General features: G+C 64.5%; 14 protein-coding genes. 6 read left to right on the forward strand and 8 right to left on the reverse strand.

Translation table 11 applies throughout. The annotated features are described in order from the left end of the window. Positions 1–124 precede the first annotated feature (124 nt). Positions 125–1,258 carry a site-specific DNA-methyltransferase gene (locus ACQR1F_RS11050; RefSeq protein ID WP_316178181.1) on the forward strand — a complete coding sequence of 378 codons (1,134 nt, stop codon included), beginning with the start codon at positions 125–127 and terminating at the stop codon, positions 1,256–1,258. A gap of 3 nt (positions 1,259–1,261) precedes the next feature. On the opposite strand, the gene ACQR1F_RS11055 is transcribed toward ACQR1F_RS11050, so the two are convergent. The 8 genes from ACQR1F_RS11055 to mutY all read right to left on the reverse strand — a co-directional run bounded on the left by ACQR1F_RS11055 (position 1,262) and on the right by mutY (position 12,737). After that, positions 1,262–2,275 (reverse strand): hypothetical protein, encoded by a 1,014-nt coding sequence (locus ACQR1F_RS11055; RefSeq protein WP_434886881.1) that lies wholly within the window; start codon positions 2,273–2,275, stop codon positions 1,262–1,264. 319 nt (positions 2,276–2,594) lie between these two features. Beyond that, positions 2,595–5,126, reverse strand: coding sequence for an HWE histidine kinase domain-containing protein (locus ACQR1F_RS11060; RefSeq protein WP_315802814.1), 2,532 nt, complete (start codon positions 5,124–5,126; stop codon positions 2,595–2,597). Next, positions 5,123–5,716, reverse strand: a complete 594-nt coding sequence (locus ACQR1F_RS11065) for a biliverdin-producing heme oxygenase (protein WP_434913018.1) — start codon at positions 5,714–5,716, stop codon at positions 5,123–5,125. The genes ACQR1F_RS11060 and ACQR1F_RS11065 overlap by 4 nt, the downstream gene beginning before the upstream one ends. A 127-nt stretch (positions 5,717–5,843) precedes the next feature. Then, positions 5,844–6,464, reverse strand: coding sequence for a glutathione S-transferase family protein (locus ACQR1F_RS11070; RefSeq protein WP_434913019.1), 621 nt, complete (start codon positions 6,462–6,464; stop codon positions 5,844–5,846). Positions 6,465–6,593: 129 nt separating this feature from the next. Continuing rightward, positions 6,594–7,580 (reverse strand): MBL fold metallo-hydrolase, encoded by a 987-nt coding sequence (locus ACQR1F_RS11075; protein WP_316217316.1) that lies wholly within the window; start codon positions 7,578–7,580, stop codon positions 6,594–6,596. Positions 7,581–8,863: 1,283 nt separating this feature from the next. Next, positions 8,864–11,107: a KAP family P-loop NTPase fold protein gene (locus ACQR1F_RS11080; RefSeq protein ID WP_434913020.1), complete on the reverse strand. Its 2,244-nt coding sequence runs from the start codon at positions 11,105–11,107 to the stop codon at positions 8,864–8,866. A 213-nt stretch (positions 11,108–11,320) separates the two neighbouring features. Beyond that, positions 11,321–11,527: a hypothetical protein gene (locus ACQR1F_RS11085; protein ID WP_434913021.1), complete on the reverse strand. Its 207-nt coding sequence runs from the start codon at positions 11,525–11,527 to the stop codon at positions 11,321–11,323. A 115-nt stretch (positions 11,528–11,642) separates the two neighbouring features. Further along, positions 11,643–12,737, reverse strand: a complete 1,095-nt coding sequence (mutY, locus tag ACQR1F_RS11090) for an A/G-specific adenine glycosylase (RefSeq protein ID WP_434913022.1) — start codon at positions 12,735–12,737, stop codon at positions 11,643–11,645. A gap of 121 nt (positions 12,738–12,858) precedes the next feature. Here mutY and ACQR1F_RS11095 point away from each other — a divergent pair, with 121 nt between their 5' ends. The 5 genes from ACQR1F_RS11095 to smc all read left to right on the forward strand — a co-directional run bounded on the left by ACQR1F_RS11095 (position 12,859) and on the right by smc (position 18,424). After that, a complete protein-coding gene (locus ACQR1F_RS11095; RefSeq protein WP_315802801.1) occupies positions 12,859–13,143 on the forward strand; it encodes a type II toxin-antitoxin system RelE/ParE family toxin in 285 nt (94 codons plus the stop codon). Then, a complete protein-coding gene (locus tag ACQR1F_RS11100; RefSeq protein ID WP_315802800.1) occupies positions 13,115–13,435 on the forward strand; it encodes a HigA family addiction module antitoxin in 321 nt (106 codons plus the stop codon). The genes ACQR1F_RS11095 and ACQR1F_RS11100 overlap by 29 nt, the downstream gene beginning before the upstream one ends. 26 nt (positions 13,436–13,461) lie before the next feature. Next, on the forward strand, positions 13,462–13,941 hold the full coding sequence (locus ACQR1F_RS11105; RefSeq protein ID WP_434840465.1) for a DUF721 domain-containing protein: 480 nt from the start codon (positions 13,462–13,464) through the stop codon (positions 13,939–13,941). Between the two features lie 118 nt (positions 13,942–14,059). Then, positions 14,060–14,716, forward strand: a complete 657-nt coding sequence (locus tag ACQR1F_RS11110; RefSeq protein WP_315802798.1) for a DsbA family protein — start codon at positions 14,060–14,062, stop codon at positions 14,714–14,716. A 243-nt stretch (positions 14,717–14,959) separates the two neighbouring features. Further along, positions 14,960–18,424, forward strand: a complete 3,465-nt coding sequence (smc, locus tag ACQR1F_RS11115) for a chromosome segregation protein SMC (protein ID WP_434913023.1) — start codon at positions 14,960–14,962, stop codon at positions 18,422–18,424. The last annotated feature ends 44 nt before the right edge of the window (positions 18,425–18,468 follow it).

Below are 18,468 nucleotides of genomic sequence, written 5' to 3' on the forward strand. Positions count from 1 at the left end.
TGCGCATCGATGCGAAAAATTTTCCCGATTAAGTCCATTTTTACTTTGCCACGTCAATGTGTGGGCAGTCGGTTGTTAGGTCCCGCGTCGCCGACAGCGTCGCCTGAGTCAGAGTTCTTGAGTCATGGTAGAGTCGCGTCGCGGGGCGTCTGCAAAGGCGCCCCGCACTAAATTTCAGCCGCTTGAAGAGCAACGAATCATCGTCGGCGACTGCGTCGCCGAGATGTCGAAACTGCAGGCCGCATCCGTCGACCTGGTGTTCGCGGATCCTCCCTACAATCTGCAGCTCAAGGGCGAGCTCAAGCGTCCCGACGAATCGCAGGTCGATGCCGTCGACGACGATTGGGACAAGTTCTCCTCGTTCGCCGCCTATGACGACTTCACCCGCGCCTGGCTGCTCGCCGCGCGCCGCGCGATGAAGCCGAGCGCGACGATCTGGGTGATCGGCTCCTATCACAACATCTTCCGCGTCGGCGCGATCATGCAGGATCTCGGCTTCTGGATCCTCAACGACATCGTCTGGCGCAAGTCCAACCCGATGCCGAACTTCCGCGGCCGCCGCTTCACCAACGCGCACGAGACCATGATCTGGGCCGCGCGTGACGAGAAGGCGAAGGGCTACACGTTCAACTACGAAGTGCTGAAGGCCGCCAACGAGGACGTTCAGGCGCGCTCGGACTGGCTGATTCCGTTGTGCACCGGCGAGGAGCGGCTGAAGGACGGCGACGGCAAGAAGGTTCATCCGACGCAGAAGCCCGAGGGCCTGCTGGCGCGGGTGCTGCTGTCGTCATCGAAGCCCGGCGATCTCGTGATCGATCCGTTCAACGGCACCGGCACGACCGGGGCCGTGGCAAAACGCCTCGGCCGCCGCTATATCGGCTTCGAGCGCGACAAGGTCTATGCGAAGGCAGCAGAGCGGCGCATCGCCGCGGTCGAGCCGCTGCCGGAGGCCACGCTCGCACCATTCATGACGGCGCGCGAAGCGCCGCGCGTCGCCTTCTCGGAGCTGATCGAACGCGGCATGATCGCGCCCGGCACCAAGCTCGTCGACTCCAAGCGCCGCCACGGCGCGCTGGTGCGCGCCGATGGGGCCATCATGCTGGGCGACAAGGTCGGTTCGATCCACCGCATCGGCGCGGTGGCACAAGGTCTGCCGGCCTGCAACGGCTGGACCTTCTGGCATGTCGAGACGAAGGGCGGCCTCAGGCTGATCGACGAATTGCGCGCCGAGATTCGCTCCGAGATGTCCGTCGCCTGACGCTCACGAATTCCGGCGTTCCTGTCCGGAATAACGCGCCAGCAGGTCTTCGACCTCGTACTGCTCATCGTAGCGAGCGTCGTCGCGCGGCACGACCGAGACCTGCGCCGTCGACTGCGACGATTTACCCCTGCGTCCCGCCAGGGCCGGATAGTAGCTGTCCACCGGCGGCAGCTGCATGCGATCGAGCTCAGGCTCCGCCGGCCAACGCGTGACGCGCCGGGCGGCCGCCGGCTCGATGCGGAGCTGCCGCCTGCCCCGGGCGCGCGCAAACAGCACGCTGATCGAGAAGCCCGCAATCGCGACTGCGCCGAGGAAAGCGAACATCCGCGTCTTGGACGCATCGTCCCCGGACATGCCGATCGTCACGGCCGGCGACGCATCCGCAGCGGCCAGCGCCGGCGTCGCGGGAGCAGCCGCTTCCGCGGCGCTGGTGTCGCTGGCGGCAGCGAGCGTGTAGGAGGATGCGCGCGGCGCGCCGGGCTCCGCCGCTGCCTGCAGCGTGCCGGACTGGTCGGGCCAACGCGTCGCAACAGCAGATTCGTTCACAGCCGCGCCGACCGGGTCGGGCGAACCCGCCGACGCTGACGCGACGGGCGCCGGCGCGGCGACCGGTGCAGGCGCGGCCGGAAATGCAGCAACCGACGGAAACGCAGACGTCGCCGGCACAGACGCCGCAGCGGTCGGCGTCGAGGACACGACCTTCACCTCATCGGCGGCGTCCTTGGACGACGATTGGATCTCGGCACGTGCATTGGCCGCGGTCGACGAGAGCTGAGCCCGCTCCTTCTGCGAGGCGAGCTTGCGCGTGACCAGCGACGCGCCCTTCGCTTCGCGATCGTCGTCGCGCAGATACCAGCACTGCTTCTTGGTCGCGCGATCGATGCGATAGAACCAGTGCTTCCCCGCCGGCGTCCCCGCAGGCTTTGCAAGGCATTCGTCTGCAGCCGATGCCGGTGTAAACTCGATTGTCGTCGCAGCCGCTCCCGCCAGCACGGCGATAGCAACGCACGGCAACAAACTCGTCGTTCGATTCGTCATCAGACCTCCGACGATTCAACGCGCCCCCGTTGCGCCGTTTCGGCGATGACTTCGTTCGGAATAAGGCTGCGGAGGTTCCATTTGTCGAAACAATGTTAGAACAGCGGTGTCCTTTGGATGCGTTCTAATATTTTCGGGCTGTTTTGTCGCAGCAACAGTGGGAATAGTCGACGCTGTGTCTCCCATCGTGCGTTATGTCGCTCACGACAAACACGCGGATGTGAGAAAACCCAAGACTGCAATCATGAATGCCAATCACCGCGACGCGCAAAGCCGACTTTGATGCGCGTGCGACTCATTTGATCTTCATCAATGCCTTCTCGACGACTTCGCGCGTGTACGGCTTCTGAATCACCGGCATGTCGGACAGCTCCGCAGGAATCGGCGCACGCTCGCCATAGCCGGTCGCGAACATGAAGGGCACGCCGAGTTCCTTCAACCGGTGCCCGACCGGCAGGCTGCTCTCCGCGCCAAGGTTGATGTCGAGCAGCGCGAAGCTCGGCACCGCGCGCTCGATCGACTTCAACGCCTGATTGACGGAGGCCGCGGTGTCGATGTGCCGCGCACCCAGCTCGAGCAGAATCACTTCGGCGCCCATCGCGATGATCAGATTGTCCTCGACGATCAGCACCGTACCGGACAGCCGCGGCGTGTCCTCTTCCTTGAACTGATGACGGGAGGGAGCGCCTGTCATCGCCGGCACCATCTGGACGAAATTGGCAGGGATCACGAAACGCGCCTGCACGCCGAGCAGGTCGAAGCGGATCTCGGCGTCGCCCTTGAGGTCGAACGGCACCGAACGCTCGATGATGGTGGTGCCGAAGCCGCGCCGCGACGGCGGCTGCACAGGCGGGCCGCCGCTCTCCTTCCAGTCGATGACCAGGCTCGAGCCGGGATCGAGCCGCCAGATCACCTGCACCTGTCCGGTGGAGTCGGCCAGCGCGCCGTATTTCGCCGAGTTGGTCATCATCTCGTGCACGACGAGCGCGAGCGTTGCGAACGCCTTGGGGTCGAGCGCGACATCCGGCCCTTCCATCAGCACCCGCCCTGCCCGCGAACCGAGATAGGCCCCCGCTTCCGATTCGAGCAGCGCGCGCAACGCGACCGGCGCCCAATTGAGATTGGTGATCTGGTCGTGGGCGCGCGCCAACGACTGGATGCGACCGCCGAGCACGGAAGCGAACTCCTCGACAGAGCTCGAGGTCTCCTTGCTGTGCGCGACCAGGCCGCGCACGAGGCTGAGGATGTTGCGGACGCGGTGATTCAGCTCCGCGATCATCAGCTCCTGCCGCTCCTGTGCGCCGCGGCGCTCGCGCGCGGCGAGCTCCGAAAGCTGCAGGATCACTTCGAGCAGAGTGATGCGCAGGCCCTCGGCGATGCGCAGGTCCGCCGAAGACCATGGCTTCGACTGGCCGGCCACCGTCTGCTGCCACAGCTCGAAGCTCTTGCGCGGCGTCAGGCGCGGCCCGAGCGGCCCCTCGGCATAGGTCTTGTTCGGATCGCCCGCCCAGTTGACCGAGCGCAACACCTCGCGGCGGAAGAAGATCAGGCAGTCGCGCGGCGTGCGCGAGATCGGGACGGCGAGGAAGCCGGCGGCGCGATCGCGGAATACCTCGCCGGCCGCGTACACCTTGGCAATCTCGGCGCTGGCGCAGATGCGGCCGGGGGAGGTCCGGTTGATGAAGCCGATGAGGTCCTGCACCTCCTCTTCGGTCGGCGTCTCGCCCTCGAGCGTGATCTCGTCGTCGGACCACACGGCGATGCCGTCGCACTCGATCATCTGCCGATAGTCGGCGACAAGGTCGAGGATCGCGCGCTTGCTGTGCGCCTGCGCAGCCGCGCGCTCGATCAGCCGTTCCTGGATCTGATGCGCACGCGCCTCATAGGCGACGTCGGTCTCGCGCTCGCGCGCCTCGAGCAGCCAGGAGTACATCTGGCCGAACAGCTCGGCCGCGGTACGCTTCTCGAACGACAGATGATGCGGCGCATAGTGATGGCAGGCGAACAGGCCCCACAGCTTGCCTTCGCGCAGAATCGAGACCGACATCGACGCGGCGACGCCCATGTTGCGGAGATACTCGATGTGAATGGGCGAGACCGCGCGCAGCACGCTCATCGACAGGTCGAGCAGTCCGGCATTGTGCGTAGGCGTCGACTGCAGCGGCGCAGGCGCGGCGTTGATGTCGGCGATGATCCGGAGCCAGTTGCGCTGATAGAGCTGCCGCGCCTGCTTGGGAATGTCCGAGGCCGGATAATGCAGCCCGAGGAACGGCTCCAGGCCGGAGCCCGCGACCTCGGCGATCACCTCGCCCGAGCCGTCGGGATGAAACCGATACACCATCACCCGATCGAAGCCGGTCAACAGCTTGAGCTGGCGCGCCGCCTCCTGCGCCAGATCCATCATCCCCGTCGTCTTGCGGATGCGGCCGAGCATCAGCCGCACCAGTTCGCCGGAATTGACGCCGGGCTCGATCAGACTGGGCTCGGCCTCGACGACGAGATACGCACCGGAAAAGTGGATGGCGAGGTCGAAAAGCTTGCCACGACCCTGCAGATCGACGCCGAACACGCGCTCGACCGCATCCGGGCCGCTGAGATAGTCGACCCTGGCACGGATCGCGGCCGCGGCCGCCTCCGAGAGCACGGCGTCGAGCGGCTGCTGCAGCAGCCATCCGAGGTCGCCGCCGAGAAAGTCCGGCGCGTTCTCCGAGGCCATGCATATGGTGAAGTCCGACACCAGCGCCAGCAGGAATCCGAACGGCTGAACCGTCCCGGGAACATGGATCGGCTCGCGATCGCAATTGGTGAGGTTGACCGGCTCGTTCATGCTGCTGCCATCGCCTTCGCAAACATCGCGAACGCTTCGCGTGCACTCATGATCACTCTGACATCGTCGCCGGGAGGAAGCGGCTCTTCCGCAAGCTGTGACAGGAAGCTGCGCCACAGCCCCTGCCCCGCGCCGTGACGCAGATAGCGCGTTGCCCGTCGCACGCGGGGGTCGGCCGAAGCCGCGACGATGCGCAGCAGATAGGCCGCCCCGAGACGCGAGCCTTCCAGGACATAGAGCGTGCCGAAGACGAAGGCACGATCGAGCGGCCGCGCCGGCAGCTCCATGGGAACGATACGGCCGTTGAGATCGGCAAGATCGGCGCGGATCGCCTCCGCGCGCCGCCGCCGGGTCCAGTCGCCGAGCATCGCGTCGGCGCCGGCACGGTCGAGCATCTGTTCCAGCGGCAACAGCACGGCCGCGCTCGCCTGCAGGAAGCGGCGATAATGCGTCGTCGTGGTCAGGTCGAAGCGGCTGAGGCGCTCGTCGAGGGCATGATGAGCCGCCGACGTGGCGGCCTTCAATCTGTTGCGAATGCCCTCGGTGCCGTCAGCGGGAATTGAGTCATCGGAAATGGCAGCCAGCGACATCAAGGGGCTCAGAAAAAGGAGATGGGGCCGCACGGCGCGCCACGGCCTCATGCAACGTCACTGGAACGGATGAGTTCCCGCTCCAAGCGACGTTTTTTTCTGGCATCCCCGGGGGCCTTGGCATTCCTCAGGCCGAGACCTCGGCAAGCGCCTTCTTCACCGCCGCCCGCTCAGCCATGCGCTTGAAATGAGCGGCGACCTTCGGGAAGGCGTTGATGTCGACGCCGTCGCCCTCGAGCCATTGCGCGATCGTGAACAGATAGGGATCGCAGATCGTGTACTGCTCGCCCATCACCCACGGGCCGCGCAGCATCTTCTGCTCGATCAGCGCGAAGCAGGCGCCCATCGTCTCCGGCACCTTCTTCTTCATGTCGGCGAAGGAGGATTCTTCGGTCGCCCAGCGATACCCGCGCATCTTGTGCGCGTGGGCGATGTGGACCGTCGAGCAGAGATAGCTGGTGAACGACTGCACCTCCGCGAAGGCGAAGACATCGTCGAGCGGTGCAAGACGAGCCTCCGGGAAGCGCTGCGCGATATAGGCGAGCATCGCCGGCGTCTCGGTCAGAACCCCCTGCTCGGTCACCAGCGCCGGAACGCGCCCCTTGGGATTGATCGCGAGATAGTCCGGGCTGTTCTGCTGGTTGGTCTTGAAGCTGAGCTTCTCGGCGACGTAGTCGGCGCCGGTCTCGGCCAGCGCGATGTGTGAAGCGAGCGCGCAGGTGCCTGGCGCCACATAGAGCTTGAGCATGGTGATCCCTGACAAGACGAGACGCGAACCTAGCGGCGGCGGCATCGGCCGTCCATCCCGCTGTCGAGGGAACACGTCTGCGCAGCCAGCATGCGCCGGCGGCCGGGCAAACGGCAAGGCGGCCTCAGGTCACAGCGGCGCCACATCCATCGTGTGGACCGCCGTCGGGAAGTAGCGGAAGCCGTCACCGGCCTTGCCGATGTGCCCGATGCCCGGCCATGGAAAGTGATAACCGAGAATCCGCGTCCGGTTGGCGGCGAGCATGTCGAGCACGCGGACGCGGGTCTTGGCGGCCTGCTTCGGGTCGGTGTCATAGGCGAACTCGATCAGCGGCTTTTCGATCAGCAGCACCGGATGATGGGAGATGTCGCCGATATAGGCGAGCTGATCCTTGCCCGACTGGATCAGGAAGATCGTATGCCCGACGGTGTGGCCCGGCGTGAACATCGCCTGGACGCCCGGCAGGAACTCCTGGCCGTCCTTGAAGAAGGTGATGCGGTCCTTGACAGGCACGAGATTGCGCACCGCCTGCTCGTAGAACGCCTTGTAGTTGGGGCCGACCTTGGCCTCGTCGGTCCAGAAGGTGAAGTCGGCTTCGGAGATGAACAGCTCGGCATTGGGGAAGCTCGGCTTGCCGTCCGGGCCGATGACGCCGCCGCAATGATCGATATGGGCATGCGTCATGACCAGCGCATCGACGTCCTTGGCCTCGATGCCCGCCTGCTTCAAGGTCATCAGCATCTTGCCGGTGGTGTCACCGAACAGCTTCGAGACACCCATGCCGTTGTCGAAGATGATGATCTTGTCTCCCGTGTTGAGCACCAGGATGTTCTGCTCGAGGGTCGCGGCGCCTGTCGGCAGAAAGTTGCTCGTCAGCATTCCATCGAGATCACCGGGAGAAATGCCGAGGAACGCCGCATGGGGATCGCCGAGCGGCAGCACGCCGTCGGAGATGATGGTGGCCTCGGCCGAGCCGAGCTTGAAGCGGAAGAACGTCGGCGCCTGCGTGTTCAGGAACGGCCCCTTGGCCAGGACGGGACTCGTGAGACCGTACAGCCCGGCCGCAGCGCCAAGGCCCAGCATCGAACGACGCGAGAATCCTGTTAGCTTTGTCATCTTTGCCTCCCCAAATCGATCTTATTCCTTGCTCGCGTTGGTCCGAGCTGCCGATCATGACGTTGTCACTTCAACAAGGTGCCGACGCTTTCCCCTTCTCGATCAGCACGCCCGTTCTCGATGAGCACGCCGCTCATGGTCATGTGCAGCACCGGTTTCCGCGCTCAACCCTCATGGTGAGGAAGCGCGCAGCGCCGTCTCCGGACGATGCTACGCATCGCCGGGAGAACCATGAGGCCCCAGCGTGGGCCTCGCCCTTCGAGACGCCCGCCGTCGGCGGGCTCCTCAGGGTGAGGCGCAGCAGCTCGGAACAGGTCTGCGCGCTCAAAGAGCACGACCATCAAACACAATCTAAGATTATCTACATCTGCAATGCAGTCGCAACGTAAAAGACAAGCCAAGCGAAAGGATTCAGCGCTGCAGTCGCGAAACTTGGCGCAGCATCGGCGGTTGCTTGCAGAATGATCGTTCCCGTCGACGCGACGCAGGGTCCATCGGCGCGGATCGGATGTCTGGCTATGCGAGTCAGGCACGCCCCTGCCATTGAGAAACAGTGTTCCTGTCGATCGATGGCGAAACACGACAGACGCGACCTCGCCGTCTCGCGGCGCGAAGCGCCCGAGCTGTTGCCGAGAAGGACCCTCGCAAAGAGGAGGGCGCAGGGAATGCCGGGTGCTGGCCGCAACCCATGGCCCGCCTGCAACAAAGAAAGCAGGCGGCAGTCACCACAGGTCCAGCCGGTCATCCGGCATTCCCTGCGCGATGGGCTTCCGTCTTATACGTGATCTCCCTGGTGCGCCGGGCTTTCTGGCCACCATCCCCACGCGAAGCGAAGCCTCGTCGTGAGTTGACATCAGCGTCGGGATGTCAGGACCACACGATTTCAACGTCCGCGAAAGACCTCGCACCCGCACCACGACAGCAAGCCGCCGCAGCGCTGCACGAGACCGGTCGACGTCGCTCGTCCTGACGACGCCGTCGCAGCCACCGCATCCCGCCCCGCGTGTCGTGACGACGCGTACGCCCCTCCTGTTGGGACGGAACGAGGCGGATAAGACACCTGATTTGGGGTGCGAGTCAAGTGAAATTCTGAAAAACGGAAACCACACATTGGAACGGATCAGAATCACGTATGTGCTTGGCACATTCTGCACCGTCGATGCGACTTGCTCGATGCAGCCGTCGCGCGGGCGACGTGGCAGGTGTGCACTGCCACCGTAATATCCGACGGCTCGTCGCCAAGCCGCCGCGCAGGCGTATGACGGAGGACAGCATGTCGATAATCATTCATCTTGCTGGAGAGGAACCCAAGCGGCGAGAAGTTCCCGGGCAAGCGGCTGATGTTTCGGTTTGCCGGTCTGTGCAAGCCTCTCTAGCCTTGCGTGGACTTCGTCGGGGTCACCGAAGTATGCGACGTATTTCGCGTGGAATGGATGATAGACACCAAGGTCGGAGCGGTTTCCCCAGCCGCGCATTGAGCTAAGCGCAGTCAAGAACTCCGAGTGAGTTTTCGTCGCTTCTGCGAAGCGGACTTTAACATCAGCGGAATTTCCCAATTGAGCCCAAAAGAACAGTACGTCCAGCGGTGCGGGTAGACTGAAGACGTTCTTCATTCCGATTGCTTCGAGACGGCTCGTTAAGATACGTACCGCTTCATCAAATTGCGGCTGCTTTAGCCATGCATTCTCCGGATATTGGCGTCCACCCTCAGGCTTTCCCGCGGCGAAGCCTTGATCCCTTACGATGTACGCCAACCAATTGACGCTCTTTCCCGTTCGGAGTGTGCTCAGAAAATCGGGCGGTGGATGCTTGTGGAAAATAAACCGCGTCCTCTCCCAAATCTCGTTGTGGCCCTCGGTCGAGGCTTGCTGCGTAATGCGCTCGACGTCGTCCATAATTTCAGCGAACGCCTTTAGCAGACCTGTCCTCTGCGCCTCATTAAAGCTGAGCGGATCGTCGATAAGGCGGTCGAGACAAACATCCAAGAAATGACCTGTTCGCTCGTGAGGACGATCCAAGAGTGCCCGTAAAATTCGAGCGGCCTCGGTCCAATCGGCCTCAACAGCATTCCGAAGCGCCGAAAGTTCTTCGTCCTTCACCGCATACGATGGCACAGCAAAGGAGAAATATCCTCGCCAATGACTTGGGCTACCGAGGCGCTTCGATTGCTCGTAACGCCCCAACTCGCCGCTCTCGAACTTAAAGACCTCGGGCGTCCCGTTGTTCCAGGATATTGAAAGCGAGTTCAATCCCGGCAACAGTTTGTCGATACCTGAAAGAAAAATGTGATCCTTCCAACCAAACCTTTCCAGTATCGAAAGAAGCTTCGCTGCCTCATCCTTCGGCTCGGTGTCTCCCGGTCGCCCTCTATCACGAGAGCTGCCGACATTTTGAAGGTAGTTCCGCGTCCACTCGTATAGTTCGTGGCATTTCAATTTCAGCAATTGCAGCCAAACAAAGTCGCAAAAGTCCGAACCCGGCGGCAGGTTCGGCCAGGAGTGCAGCACCGATTGGTACAACCTGACGACATCTCTGGGCGTGCTCAAAAGACGCCCACACCAACGGTCGAATACCATCTCCATCCGGAAGCGAGTCTCGTGGTCGACTTCTCCCATGGCGGCTGGAAAGGATTGCTTTAGGAGGCGCTTCAGATATCGACGTAGCGCAAATGGCTCCTGAGGCGGAATGGGAATTACGTCTTGAAAAATCCGTTCTAAATACTCCCTACCATCGGCGATAAGCAGCGCTGTCGAAACTTGCTTTGATAGTATTTTCCCATCAAAGCAGACGATGTAGGCGACTAAGGGAAAATCAGCCACTTTTCGGGCAAGCCGCAGGATTTCAACCGCTTCCAGCGCCTCCAGTCGATCGGTGTCATCGATGAAAACCGTAAACCGGAGTTGGGGACGCTCCTTTTGGAGCGCGTGGAGGCCCGTTACGATCTTAGATTTCAGTTCGTCCAGCGAAAGCTGCTTGCCGAAGAGGCGGGATAACATTCCCGCGGTCTTAAGTCCCGTTGCAGCGAGCGCCGTGCTGCCGGTGGGGTCAATGGTGGCGACCGCTCCGACGGGCGCCGATAGCGCATTGAGGTATCCACCGTATTTTCTGATCGCATTGGATAGTCGGTTCCATGGCCAAAGGCCAAGCCACCTCTTATGTTGCCACCAGCGCCACTGGTTCAGTGCAAGCTTATCAATCTCAGCGGCGAATGCCCCCAGGAAGGAAGCAATCAACGCGCTTTTCTCGCCAATTAGCCAGGGTTCAAATCTGATTATTACCTGATCACTTGATTGACGAAGTTCTTCAACGACAAAGTTTGCGAAAGTCGACTTTCCACTTCCCCAAGGACCTTCAATGCCGAGCGTATAGCCACCGACAGGTATTCGGCTCGCCAAGGTGGCAGCAAGTCCTTTCGCCATATCGGTCAGCCCAAACTCGTCGTACTTGGATGAGTCGAGCGGCGCATCCCCAACGATCGCTGGGGGCTCATTGCCCTCGGTTACGAGAGTTACGAGCTCGTATTTCATGTCACGAGCCTTATCCTCTTTGCTGGGCCTCTCACGACTATCCTTAGCACGTCATTTGGTAGTGGACACTGCAGCGCTTTAACCTCGTCCCATGGCGCACGCACGCCACCAACTGACTGCGCCTATACGGATGCCGCGCGCCTGCGAGCAATACTTGCGGCGTCTGTCGCATCCGAGGAATACCGCGAACTCCGCCCACTCCCGCCGACGTGTTTAAATGATCCCGCCAGCGTCGATCGAGCGCTTGGCCTGCGCTATCGCATCCTCTGCGTTGGAATAGAGTTGCGTCGTGATAACTGGCACCTCCGGACCGGGCGGCACAGCCGTACGTACCGATCCACCACCGGCCTTTCGAATAGCCGCTTTGAAATGTCCCGGCTCATCTTCAATCGTTTCAATATCAAAACCCTTGTATAGCATCGATGTGTTTTCCTTGTGTGCGGTGCACTGGACGCCAATATTACTATCTGAGCGAGAAGTGGTCGCGTGTCCATTGCGCGCCCACGCCCGCGCAGAATTCAATAAACGCGCAGCCTCAGTCCCCCAGCCCATGCGCCACCACCTTGCGCATCACATTCGGCAGCGCCTCGCCGTCGAGCGTCGCGATCGGGACCCAGCGCATGCCGTCCGGCGCGCGCGTACGGGCCGGCACGCGCGCCGTGTAGACCACGAGCTCCAGCGGGAAATGCGTGAAGACGTGGGTCACGACGCCGAGCTTGCGGTGCCAGCCTTTCACACCGGCCAACTCTGGCGCCTGCGCCAGCGCGTCGGCGTCGTCCTGGCCGGCGCGCCACGCCGAGCCGGGGACCTCGGTCATCCCGCCGAGCAGGCCCTTCGAGGGACGCGAGCGCACCAGCAGCTCATCGCCCCTGACGACGACGAAGGCGGCGCCACGCCGCAGCGCGCCGGTCTTCTTGGCGCCTTTGCGCGGGAACGTCTCCTGGTCACCGCGCTCGCGCGCTGCGCAGTCGTCGTTCAGCGGGCACAGCGCGCAGGCCGGCTTCTTCGGCGTGCAGATGGTGGCGCCGAGGTCCATCAGCGCCTGCGCGCTGTCGCCGGCGCGGGACGGTCCGAGCAAGGTGGCGGCTAGCGCCTGGATCTGCGGCTTGGCCTGCGGCAATGCCTCCTCCACGGCGAATAGCCGCGAGACGACGCGCTCGATGTTGCCGTCGACCGGCATGGTCAGGCGATCGAACGCGATCGCGGCGATGGCCGCGGCAGTGTAGGGACCGATGCCGGGCAGCGCGCGCAAGCCCTCCTCCGTGTCCGGGAAGGCGCCGTCATGCTCGCGCATCACGGTGACGGCGCAGGCATGCAGGTTGCGCGCCCGCGAATAATAGCCGAGCCCCGCCCACATCCGCAGCACGTCGTCGAGATCGGCGCTGCCGAGCGCCGTGACATCAGGCCAGCGGGCGACAAACTTCTCGAAATACGGCCCGACCGCCTTCACCGTGGTCTGCTGCAGCATGATCTCCGACAACCAGACCCGATACGGATCGGAGCGCTGTCCGGCTGGCGCACGCCATGGCAGCCGCCGGCGATGGCGGTCGTACCAGGCGAGAAGCTGTGCGGGACGCCCTGCTTCCCCGACAGCGATATCATGTTTGCGAGAAGCCTTGAGTTGAGCCACCCCTCCTCCATACGAGGAAACGAGCAACGAGACCAGAACCCTGATCCGGAAGTCCCCAACTCGTGGCAGAGCCAAATAGAATGCGCTCGCATTCTATAACGTCCCGCGTTATAAGTTCCGGATGATCCAGAGCTTCGCGGATCGCGAGACGGAGCTGATATGGAGCGGCCGACGGAGCCGGAGATTGCCGTCCGACATCCAGGATGTCGCGCTTCGCAAACTTCGTCTTTTGAATCAGGCGCGGGTTCTCGACGATCTCCGCGTGCCGCCGGGCAACCGTCTCGAAGCCTTGAAGGCTGACCGCGTCGGCCAGCATTCGATCAGGATCAACGATCAATGGCGAATTTGCTTCGTCTGGGATGATAGAGGACCGGCGCATGTCGAAATCGTCGACTACCACCGCTAGAAGCAACCTGCTGCACAATCCCCATCCCGGCGAAATCCTGCTGGAAGAGTTCCTCAAGCCGATGGGGCTGAGCCAGAACGCGCTGGCGCGTGCCGTTCACGTGCCGCCCCGGCGGATCAATGAAATCGTGCTGGGCAAGCGCGACATCACTGCCGACACCGACCTGCGCCTTGCCCGTTATTTCCGGATCTCGGAGGGCTTTTTCCTCGGTCTCCAGATGGATTATGATCTCATGCAGCGGCGCCGCGAGATTGCGCCGGACCTGAAGGCCATCCGGCCGCGTGCGGCCTGACGCCCGCGCCGTTGCGAGCATTGATCATGGCAAAGCCCGGCCGCCTCACCGCAAAGCCTCTCTCGCTGATGATGGGCGACGTGCTGACGGCCGCCTATGCAAAGCAGGGGTTTGCCGCACGTGAACTCGTGACACGCTGGCCGGAGATCGCGGGCCGCGACATCGCCGAGCATGCCCAGCCGTTGAAGATGCAATGGCCGCGGCCGGTCGAGGGCCAGCCGCAGGAGCCGGCCACCTTGATCCTGCGCGTCGAGGGGCCGATGGCGCTGGAGATCCAGCATTCCTCGGATGTGATCCTGGAGCGGGTCAACCGGTTCTTCGGCTGGCATGCGGTGGGCAAGCTGGCGCTGCGCCAGGGGCCGCTGACCCGGCCGCCGCTGAAGCGCCGCCCGGCCCCGCCCGATCCGAAAAAGGTGGCGAAGGTCGCTGAGACCCTGACCGCGATCGAGGACGACGCGCTGCGTGACGCGCTGGCCCGGCTGGGCGCGGCCATCAAGCGAAATTGACGTTCGCCGTTTGATCCCGGCTTGAGCGCCGGCATTGCCTCCAACTGGGTTTCAAGCTAGCGAAAAGGCACGTCACGAGTGTTTCAGGCGCGAGATGCGCCCATTTCGGAGCAGAGCCTTGATCATTACCCGCCGCGCCTTCACCGCAGCCTTGTCGCTGACCGGCCTCGCCGCCCTGGCGGGCCTGTCCCCGCTGCGGCTGATCTCGGACGCGATGGCGCAGAGCGCCGCCGATGTCGCCAAGCCCCAGTCCTTGCCCGACATGGCGATCGGGCCGGCAGACGCCGCGGTGACCATCACCGAATACGCCTCCATGACCTGCCCGCATTGCGCGGCGTTCAACGCCACCGTGTTCCCGAAGCTGAAGGCCGAATACATCGATACCGGCAAGATCCGCTACATCTTCCGCGAGTTCCCGCTCGACATCAAAGCCGCCGCGGGCTCGATGCTGACGCGCTGCATCGCCAATGGCGACGCACAGAAGTATTTTGCGGTCACCGACATGCTGTTCCGCTCGCAGAACGACTGGGTGGTGAAGAACACCACGGAGACGCTGACGCGGATCGGCAAGCAGGCCGGCCTCAGCCAGCAGCAGGTCGAGGCCTGCCTCAAGGACCAGGCGCTGCTCGACAAGATCGCCGCCGACCAGAAATACGCGAGCGACATTCTCAAGGTCGATTCGACGCCGACCTTCTTCATCAACGGCGAGAAGATCAAGGGCGAGGCTTCGATCGAGGAGTTTCAGAAGAAGATCAACCCGCTTCTGAAGAGCTGATTCGAGAGACTGAGTCCGACAAGACACAGCGCGGCCCCTTCGTGGGGCCGCTTCTGATTCGTGGGCCGTTCGCCGCGAGAAAGCCTTGGAAAAGCGGGGCCGCCGGGTTGCCCTCGCGGGCGGCCATCGCCATTGTCCGGCCCCTAGAATGGGGCGCAAAGGCGACTCAGTCCACATTGACATTGCCTTCCATGGTATTGTCGGGGTTGGGAGATTCGTCTCCCGCCAACAGAGAATCTGTGCATGAAACTCACGCGTCTTCGTCTTCACGGTTTCAAGACGTTCGTCGAACCGACTGACTTCGTGATCGAACCCGGTCTCACCGGCGTCGTCGGTCCGAACGGCTGCGGCAAGTCGAATCTGGTCGAGGCGCTGCGCTGGGCGATGGGCGAGACCTCGCACAAATCGCTGCGCGCGGCCGACATGGACGCCGTGATCTTCTCCGGCTCGAACACGCGGCCCTCGCGCAACCACGCCGAAGTGGTGATGACGATCGACAACAGCGATCGCACCGCGCCGGCTGCCGTGAACGACCGCGACATTCTCGAGATCTCGCGCCGCATCGAGCGCGAGGCCGGCTCGGTGTATCGCATCAACGGCCGCGACGTGCGCGCCCGCGACGTGCAGATCCTGTTCGCCGACGCCGCCACCGGCGCGCGTTCGCCGGCGCTGGTCCACCAGGGCAAGATCGGCGAAATCATTCAAGCGAAACCCGAGCAGCGCCGCCGCGTGCTGGAAGACGCCGCCGGCGTCGCCGGCCTGCATGCGCGCCGCCACGAGGCCGAGCTGCGGCTGAAGGCGGCCGAGACGAATCTGCTGCGCGTCGAGGACGTCATCGGCCAGCTCTCCGGCCAGATGGAAGGCCTGCGCAAGCAGGCGCGGCAGGCGATCCGCTATCGCGAGGTCGCGGCCAAGGTGCGCAAGGCCGAAGCGACGCTCTATCATCTGCGCTGGATGGGCGCGCATGCCGACCTCAACGACGCCGCGCATGTGCACGATGTCGCGGTGCGCGAGATGGCCGAGCGGACCCGCGAGCAGGCCGAATCCGCCCGCATCCAGGCGATCCGCTCGTCGCACCTGCCGGCGCTGCGCGAGGCCGAGGCCCGCGCCGCCGCGACGATGCAGCGGCTGAAGAACGCCCGCGACCTGCTCGACCGCGAGGAGGTTCGCGCCAAGGAGCGCGTCGGCGAGCTCGATCGCCGCCTGATGCAGCTCACCGCCGACGTCGCGCGCGAGCAGCAGCAGAACCAGGATGCGCAGGTCGCGCTGCAACGTCTTGAAACTGAAGATGCGGAGCTGAAGGAAGAGATCAAGGCGCGCGTCGAGATGCGCAGCGGCGTCGACGAGCGCGTCGCCGAGGCCGAGGCCCTGCTCGCCGAGACCGAGCGCCAGTTCACCGAGCTGACGACGCAGCTCGCCGATCTCACCGCGCGCCGCAACCAGCTCGAGGCCAACGTCCGCAGCCACCGCGACCGTCTCGCCCGGCTCGACCAGGACATCGCCAATGTCCGCGCCGACGAGGAGCGGCTGGCGCAGGAGACCGCCCATCTCGGCGATCTCGACACGCTCGCCGCCGCGCTCGAAGCCGCGGAAGAATCCGAGGCGCAGGCCGAAGCCGCGGTGCAGACCAACGAGGCCGCGCAGGCCAATGCGCGGCAGAAGCTCGAAGCCTCGCGCGCGCCGCTCGCCGAAGCCGAGAAGCGCGCGCAGCGGCTCGAGACCGAGGCGCGCACCATCTCCAAGATGGTCAACAGCGAGACCAAGAATCTGTGGCCGCCGATCATCGACGGCGTCACCGTCGCCAAGGGCTATGAGAAGGCGCTCGGCGCCGTGCTCGGCGACGATCTCGATGCTCCGGTCGATGCGTCCGCGCCGATGCACTGGACCTTCGCCGGCGCGGAGGTCACCGACCCCGCGCTGCCCGACGGAGTCGAGCCGCTCGCCGCCTATGTGCAGGCGCCGCCTGAGCTGTCGCGCCGTCTCGCCCAGATCGGGGTCGTGTCGCGCGATCGCGGCGCTCAACTGGTTTCTCAGCTCAGGACCGGCCAGCGGCTGGTGTCGCCGGAAGGCGACGTCTGGCGCTGGGACGGCTTCATTGCCGCCGCGCACGCGCCGACCGGCGCGGCCCGCCGGCTCGCCGAGCGCGCCCGCCTGATCGACATCGAGGCCGAGCTGGAGCAGGCGCGCATCGATGCCACGAACAAGCGCCAGGCGCTGGAGAGCGCCGAGGCCGAGGTGAAGGCTGCGACCGCCGCCGAGAGCGCCGCGCGCGAAGCCTGGCGCGCCGCGCAGCGCGAGGTGAACTCGGCGCGCGAGCGCCACGCCAACGCCGAGCGCGAGATCAACCGCCACTCCGCGCGCAAGTCCGCACTGGTCGAGGCCTCCACGCGTCTCGCCCATGACCGCGCCGAGATCGCCGAGCTGCACCAGAATGCGCTGGAGGCGATCGAGGAGCTGCCGGCGACGACCGAGGCCGACGGCCGGTTGGCGGCCGTGCGCGCAGAGATCGAGACCAAGCGTCGCGCCGCCGCGCAGGTGCGCGCCGAGGCCCAGGCGCTGGCCCGCGAGGCCGAGCTCGCCGATCGCCGCGTGCAGGCGATCATCAGCGAGCGCAACGACTGGTTCAACCGCATCCGCGGCGCCGGCTCGCAGATCGCCACCATCGAGGCGCGCATCGCCGAGGTGAGGGACGAGCGCGCCGAGCTCGACAACGCGCCGGAGATCTTTGCCGAGAAGCGCAGCGCGCTGATCGACGAGCTCGCGATCGCCGAGGAGGAGCGCCAGGTCGCGGCCGACGCGCTCGCCGAGGCCGAGACCGCGATGGGCGACACCGATCGCGCCGCCAAGGCGTCGCTGGAAGCGTTGTCGAAGTCGCGCGAGGCGGCTGCGCGCGCCGAGGAGCGGCTGGAGAGCGCCAAGCGCCGCATCGGCGACGTCGAGCGCGAGATCCACGACATGCTCGAATGCGAGCCGCAGGCCGTCGCGGCGATGGCCGAGATCGGTCCGGACACGCAACTGCCGCCGCTGCACGAGATCGAAGAGACCCTGGAGAAGCTGCGCCGCGACCGCGAGCGGCTCGGCGCCGTCAACCTGCGTGCCGAGGAGGAGCTCACCGAGGTCGAGGGCTCGCACACCGCGCTGACCACCGAGCGCGACGACCTGGTCGAGGCCATCAAGCGGCTGCGCCAGGGCATCCAGAGCCTGAACAAGGAGGCGCGCGAGCGCCTGCAGTCTTCGTTCGAGACCGTCAACGACCACTTCAAGCGTCTCTTCACCGAGCTGTTCGGCGGCGGCGAGGCGGCGCTGCACCTGATCGAGAGCGACGATCCGCTCGAGGCCGGCCTCGAGATCATCGCCAAGCCGCCGGGCAAGAAGCCGCAGACGCTGTCGCTCTTGTCGGGCGGCGAGCAGGCGCTGACGGCGATGGCGCTGATCTTCGCGGTGTTCCTGACCAACCCCTCGCCGATCTGCGTGCTGGACGAGGTCGACGCGCCGCTCGACGACCACAACGTCGAACGCTTCTGCAACCTGCTGCACGAGATGAAGGGCTCGACCGAGACCCGCTTCATCATCATCACCCACAACCCGATCACCATGGCGCGCATGAACCGGCTGTTCGGCGTCACCATGGCCGAGCGCGGCGTGTCGCAGCTCGTCTCGGTCGCGCTCGACGAGGCCGTGAAGATCCTCGACCAGCAGGTGGCGTGACCGTGCTCCGTCATTCCGGATCGCCGCGTCAGCGGCGCCCGGGA

Origin of the sequence: Bradyrhizobium sp. HKCCYLS3013, from assembly GCF_051167615.1 — a bacterium.
Lineage (GTDB): Bacteria > Pseudomonadota > Alphaproteobacteria > Rhizobiales > Xanthobacteraceae > Bradyrhizobium.

Coding starts and splice junctions, on each gene's coding strand:
- ACQR1F_RS11050 (WP_316178181.1), top strand. CDS start 125: ATGGTAGAGTCGCGTCGCGGGGCGTCTGCAAAGGCGCCCCGCACTAAA.
- ACQR1F_RS11060 (WP_315802814.1), bottom strand. CDS start 5,126: ATGAACGAGCCGGTCAACCTCACCAATTGCGATCGCGAGCCGATCCAT.
- ACQR1F_RS11065 (WP_434913018.1), bottom strand. CDS start 5,716: ATGTCGCTGGCTGCCATTTCCGATGACTCAATTCCCGCTGACGGCACC.
- ACQR1F_RS11070 (WP_434913019.1), bottom strand. CDS start 6,464: ATGCTCAAGCTCTATGTGGCGCCAGGCACCTGCGCGCTCGCTTCACAC.
- ACQR1F_RS11075 (WP_316217316.1), bottom strand. CDS start 7,580: ATGACAAAGCTAACAGGATTCTCGCGTCGTTCGATGCTGGGCCTTGGC.
- ACQR1F_RS11080 (WP_434913020.1), bottom strand. CDS start 11,107: ATGAAATACGAGCTCGTAACTCTCGTAACCGAGGGCAATGAGCCCCCA.
- ACQR1F_RS11085 (WP_434913021.1), bottom strand. CDS start 11,527: ATGCTATACAAGGGTTTTGATATTGAAACGATTGAAGATGAGCCGGGA.
- ACQR1F_RS11095 (WP_315802801.1), top strand. CDS start 12,859: ATGATCCAGAGCTTCGCGGATCGCGAGACGGAGCTGATATGGAGCGGC.
- ACQR1F_RS11100 (WP_315802800.1), top strand. CDS start 13,115: ATGTCGAAATCGTCGACTACCACCGCTAGAAGCAACCTGCTGCACAAT.
- ACQR1F_RS11105 (WP_434840465.1), top strand. CDS start 13,462: ATGGCAAAGCCCGGCCGCCTCACCGCAAAGCCTCTCTCGCTGATGATG.
- smc (WP_434913023.1), top strand. CDS start 14,960: ATGAAACTCACGCGTCTTCGTCTTCACGGTTTCAAGACGTTCGTCGAA.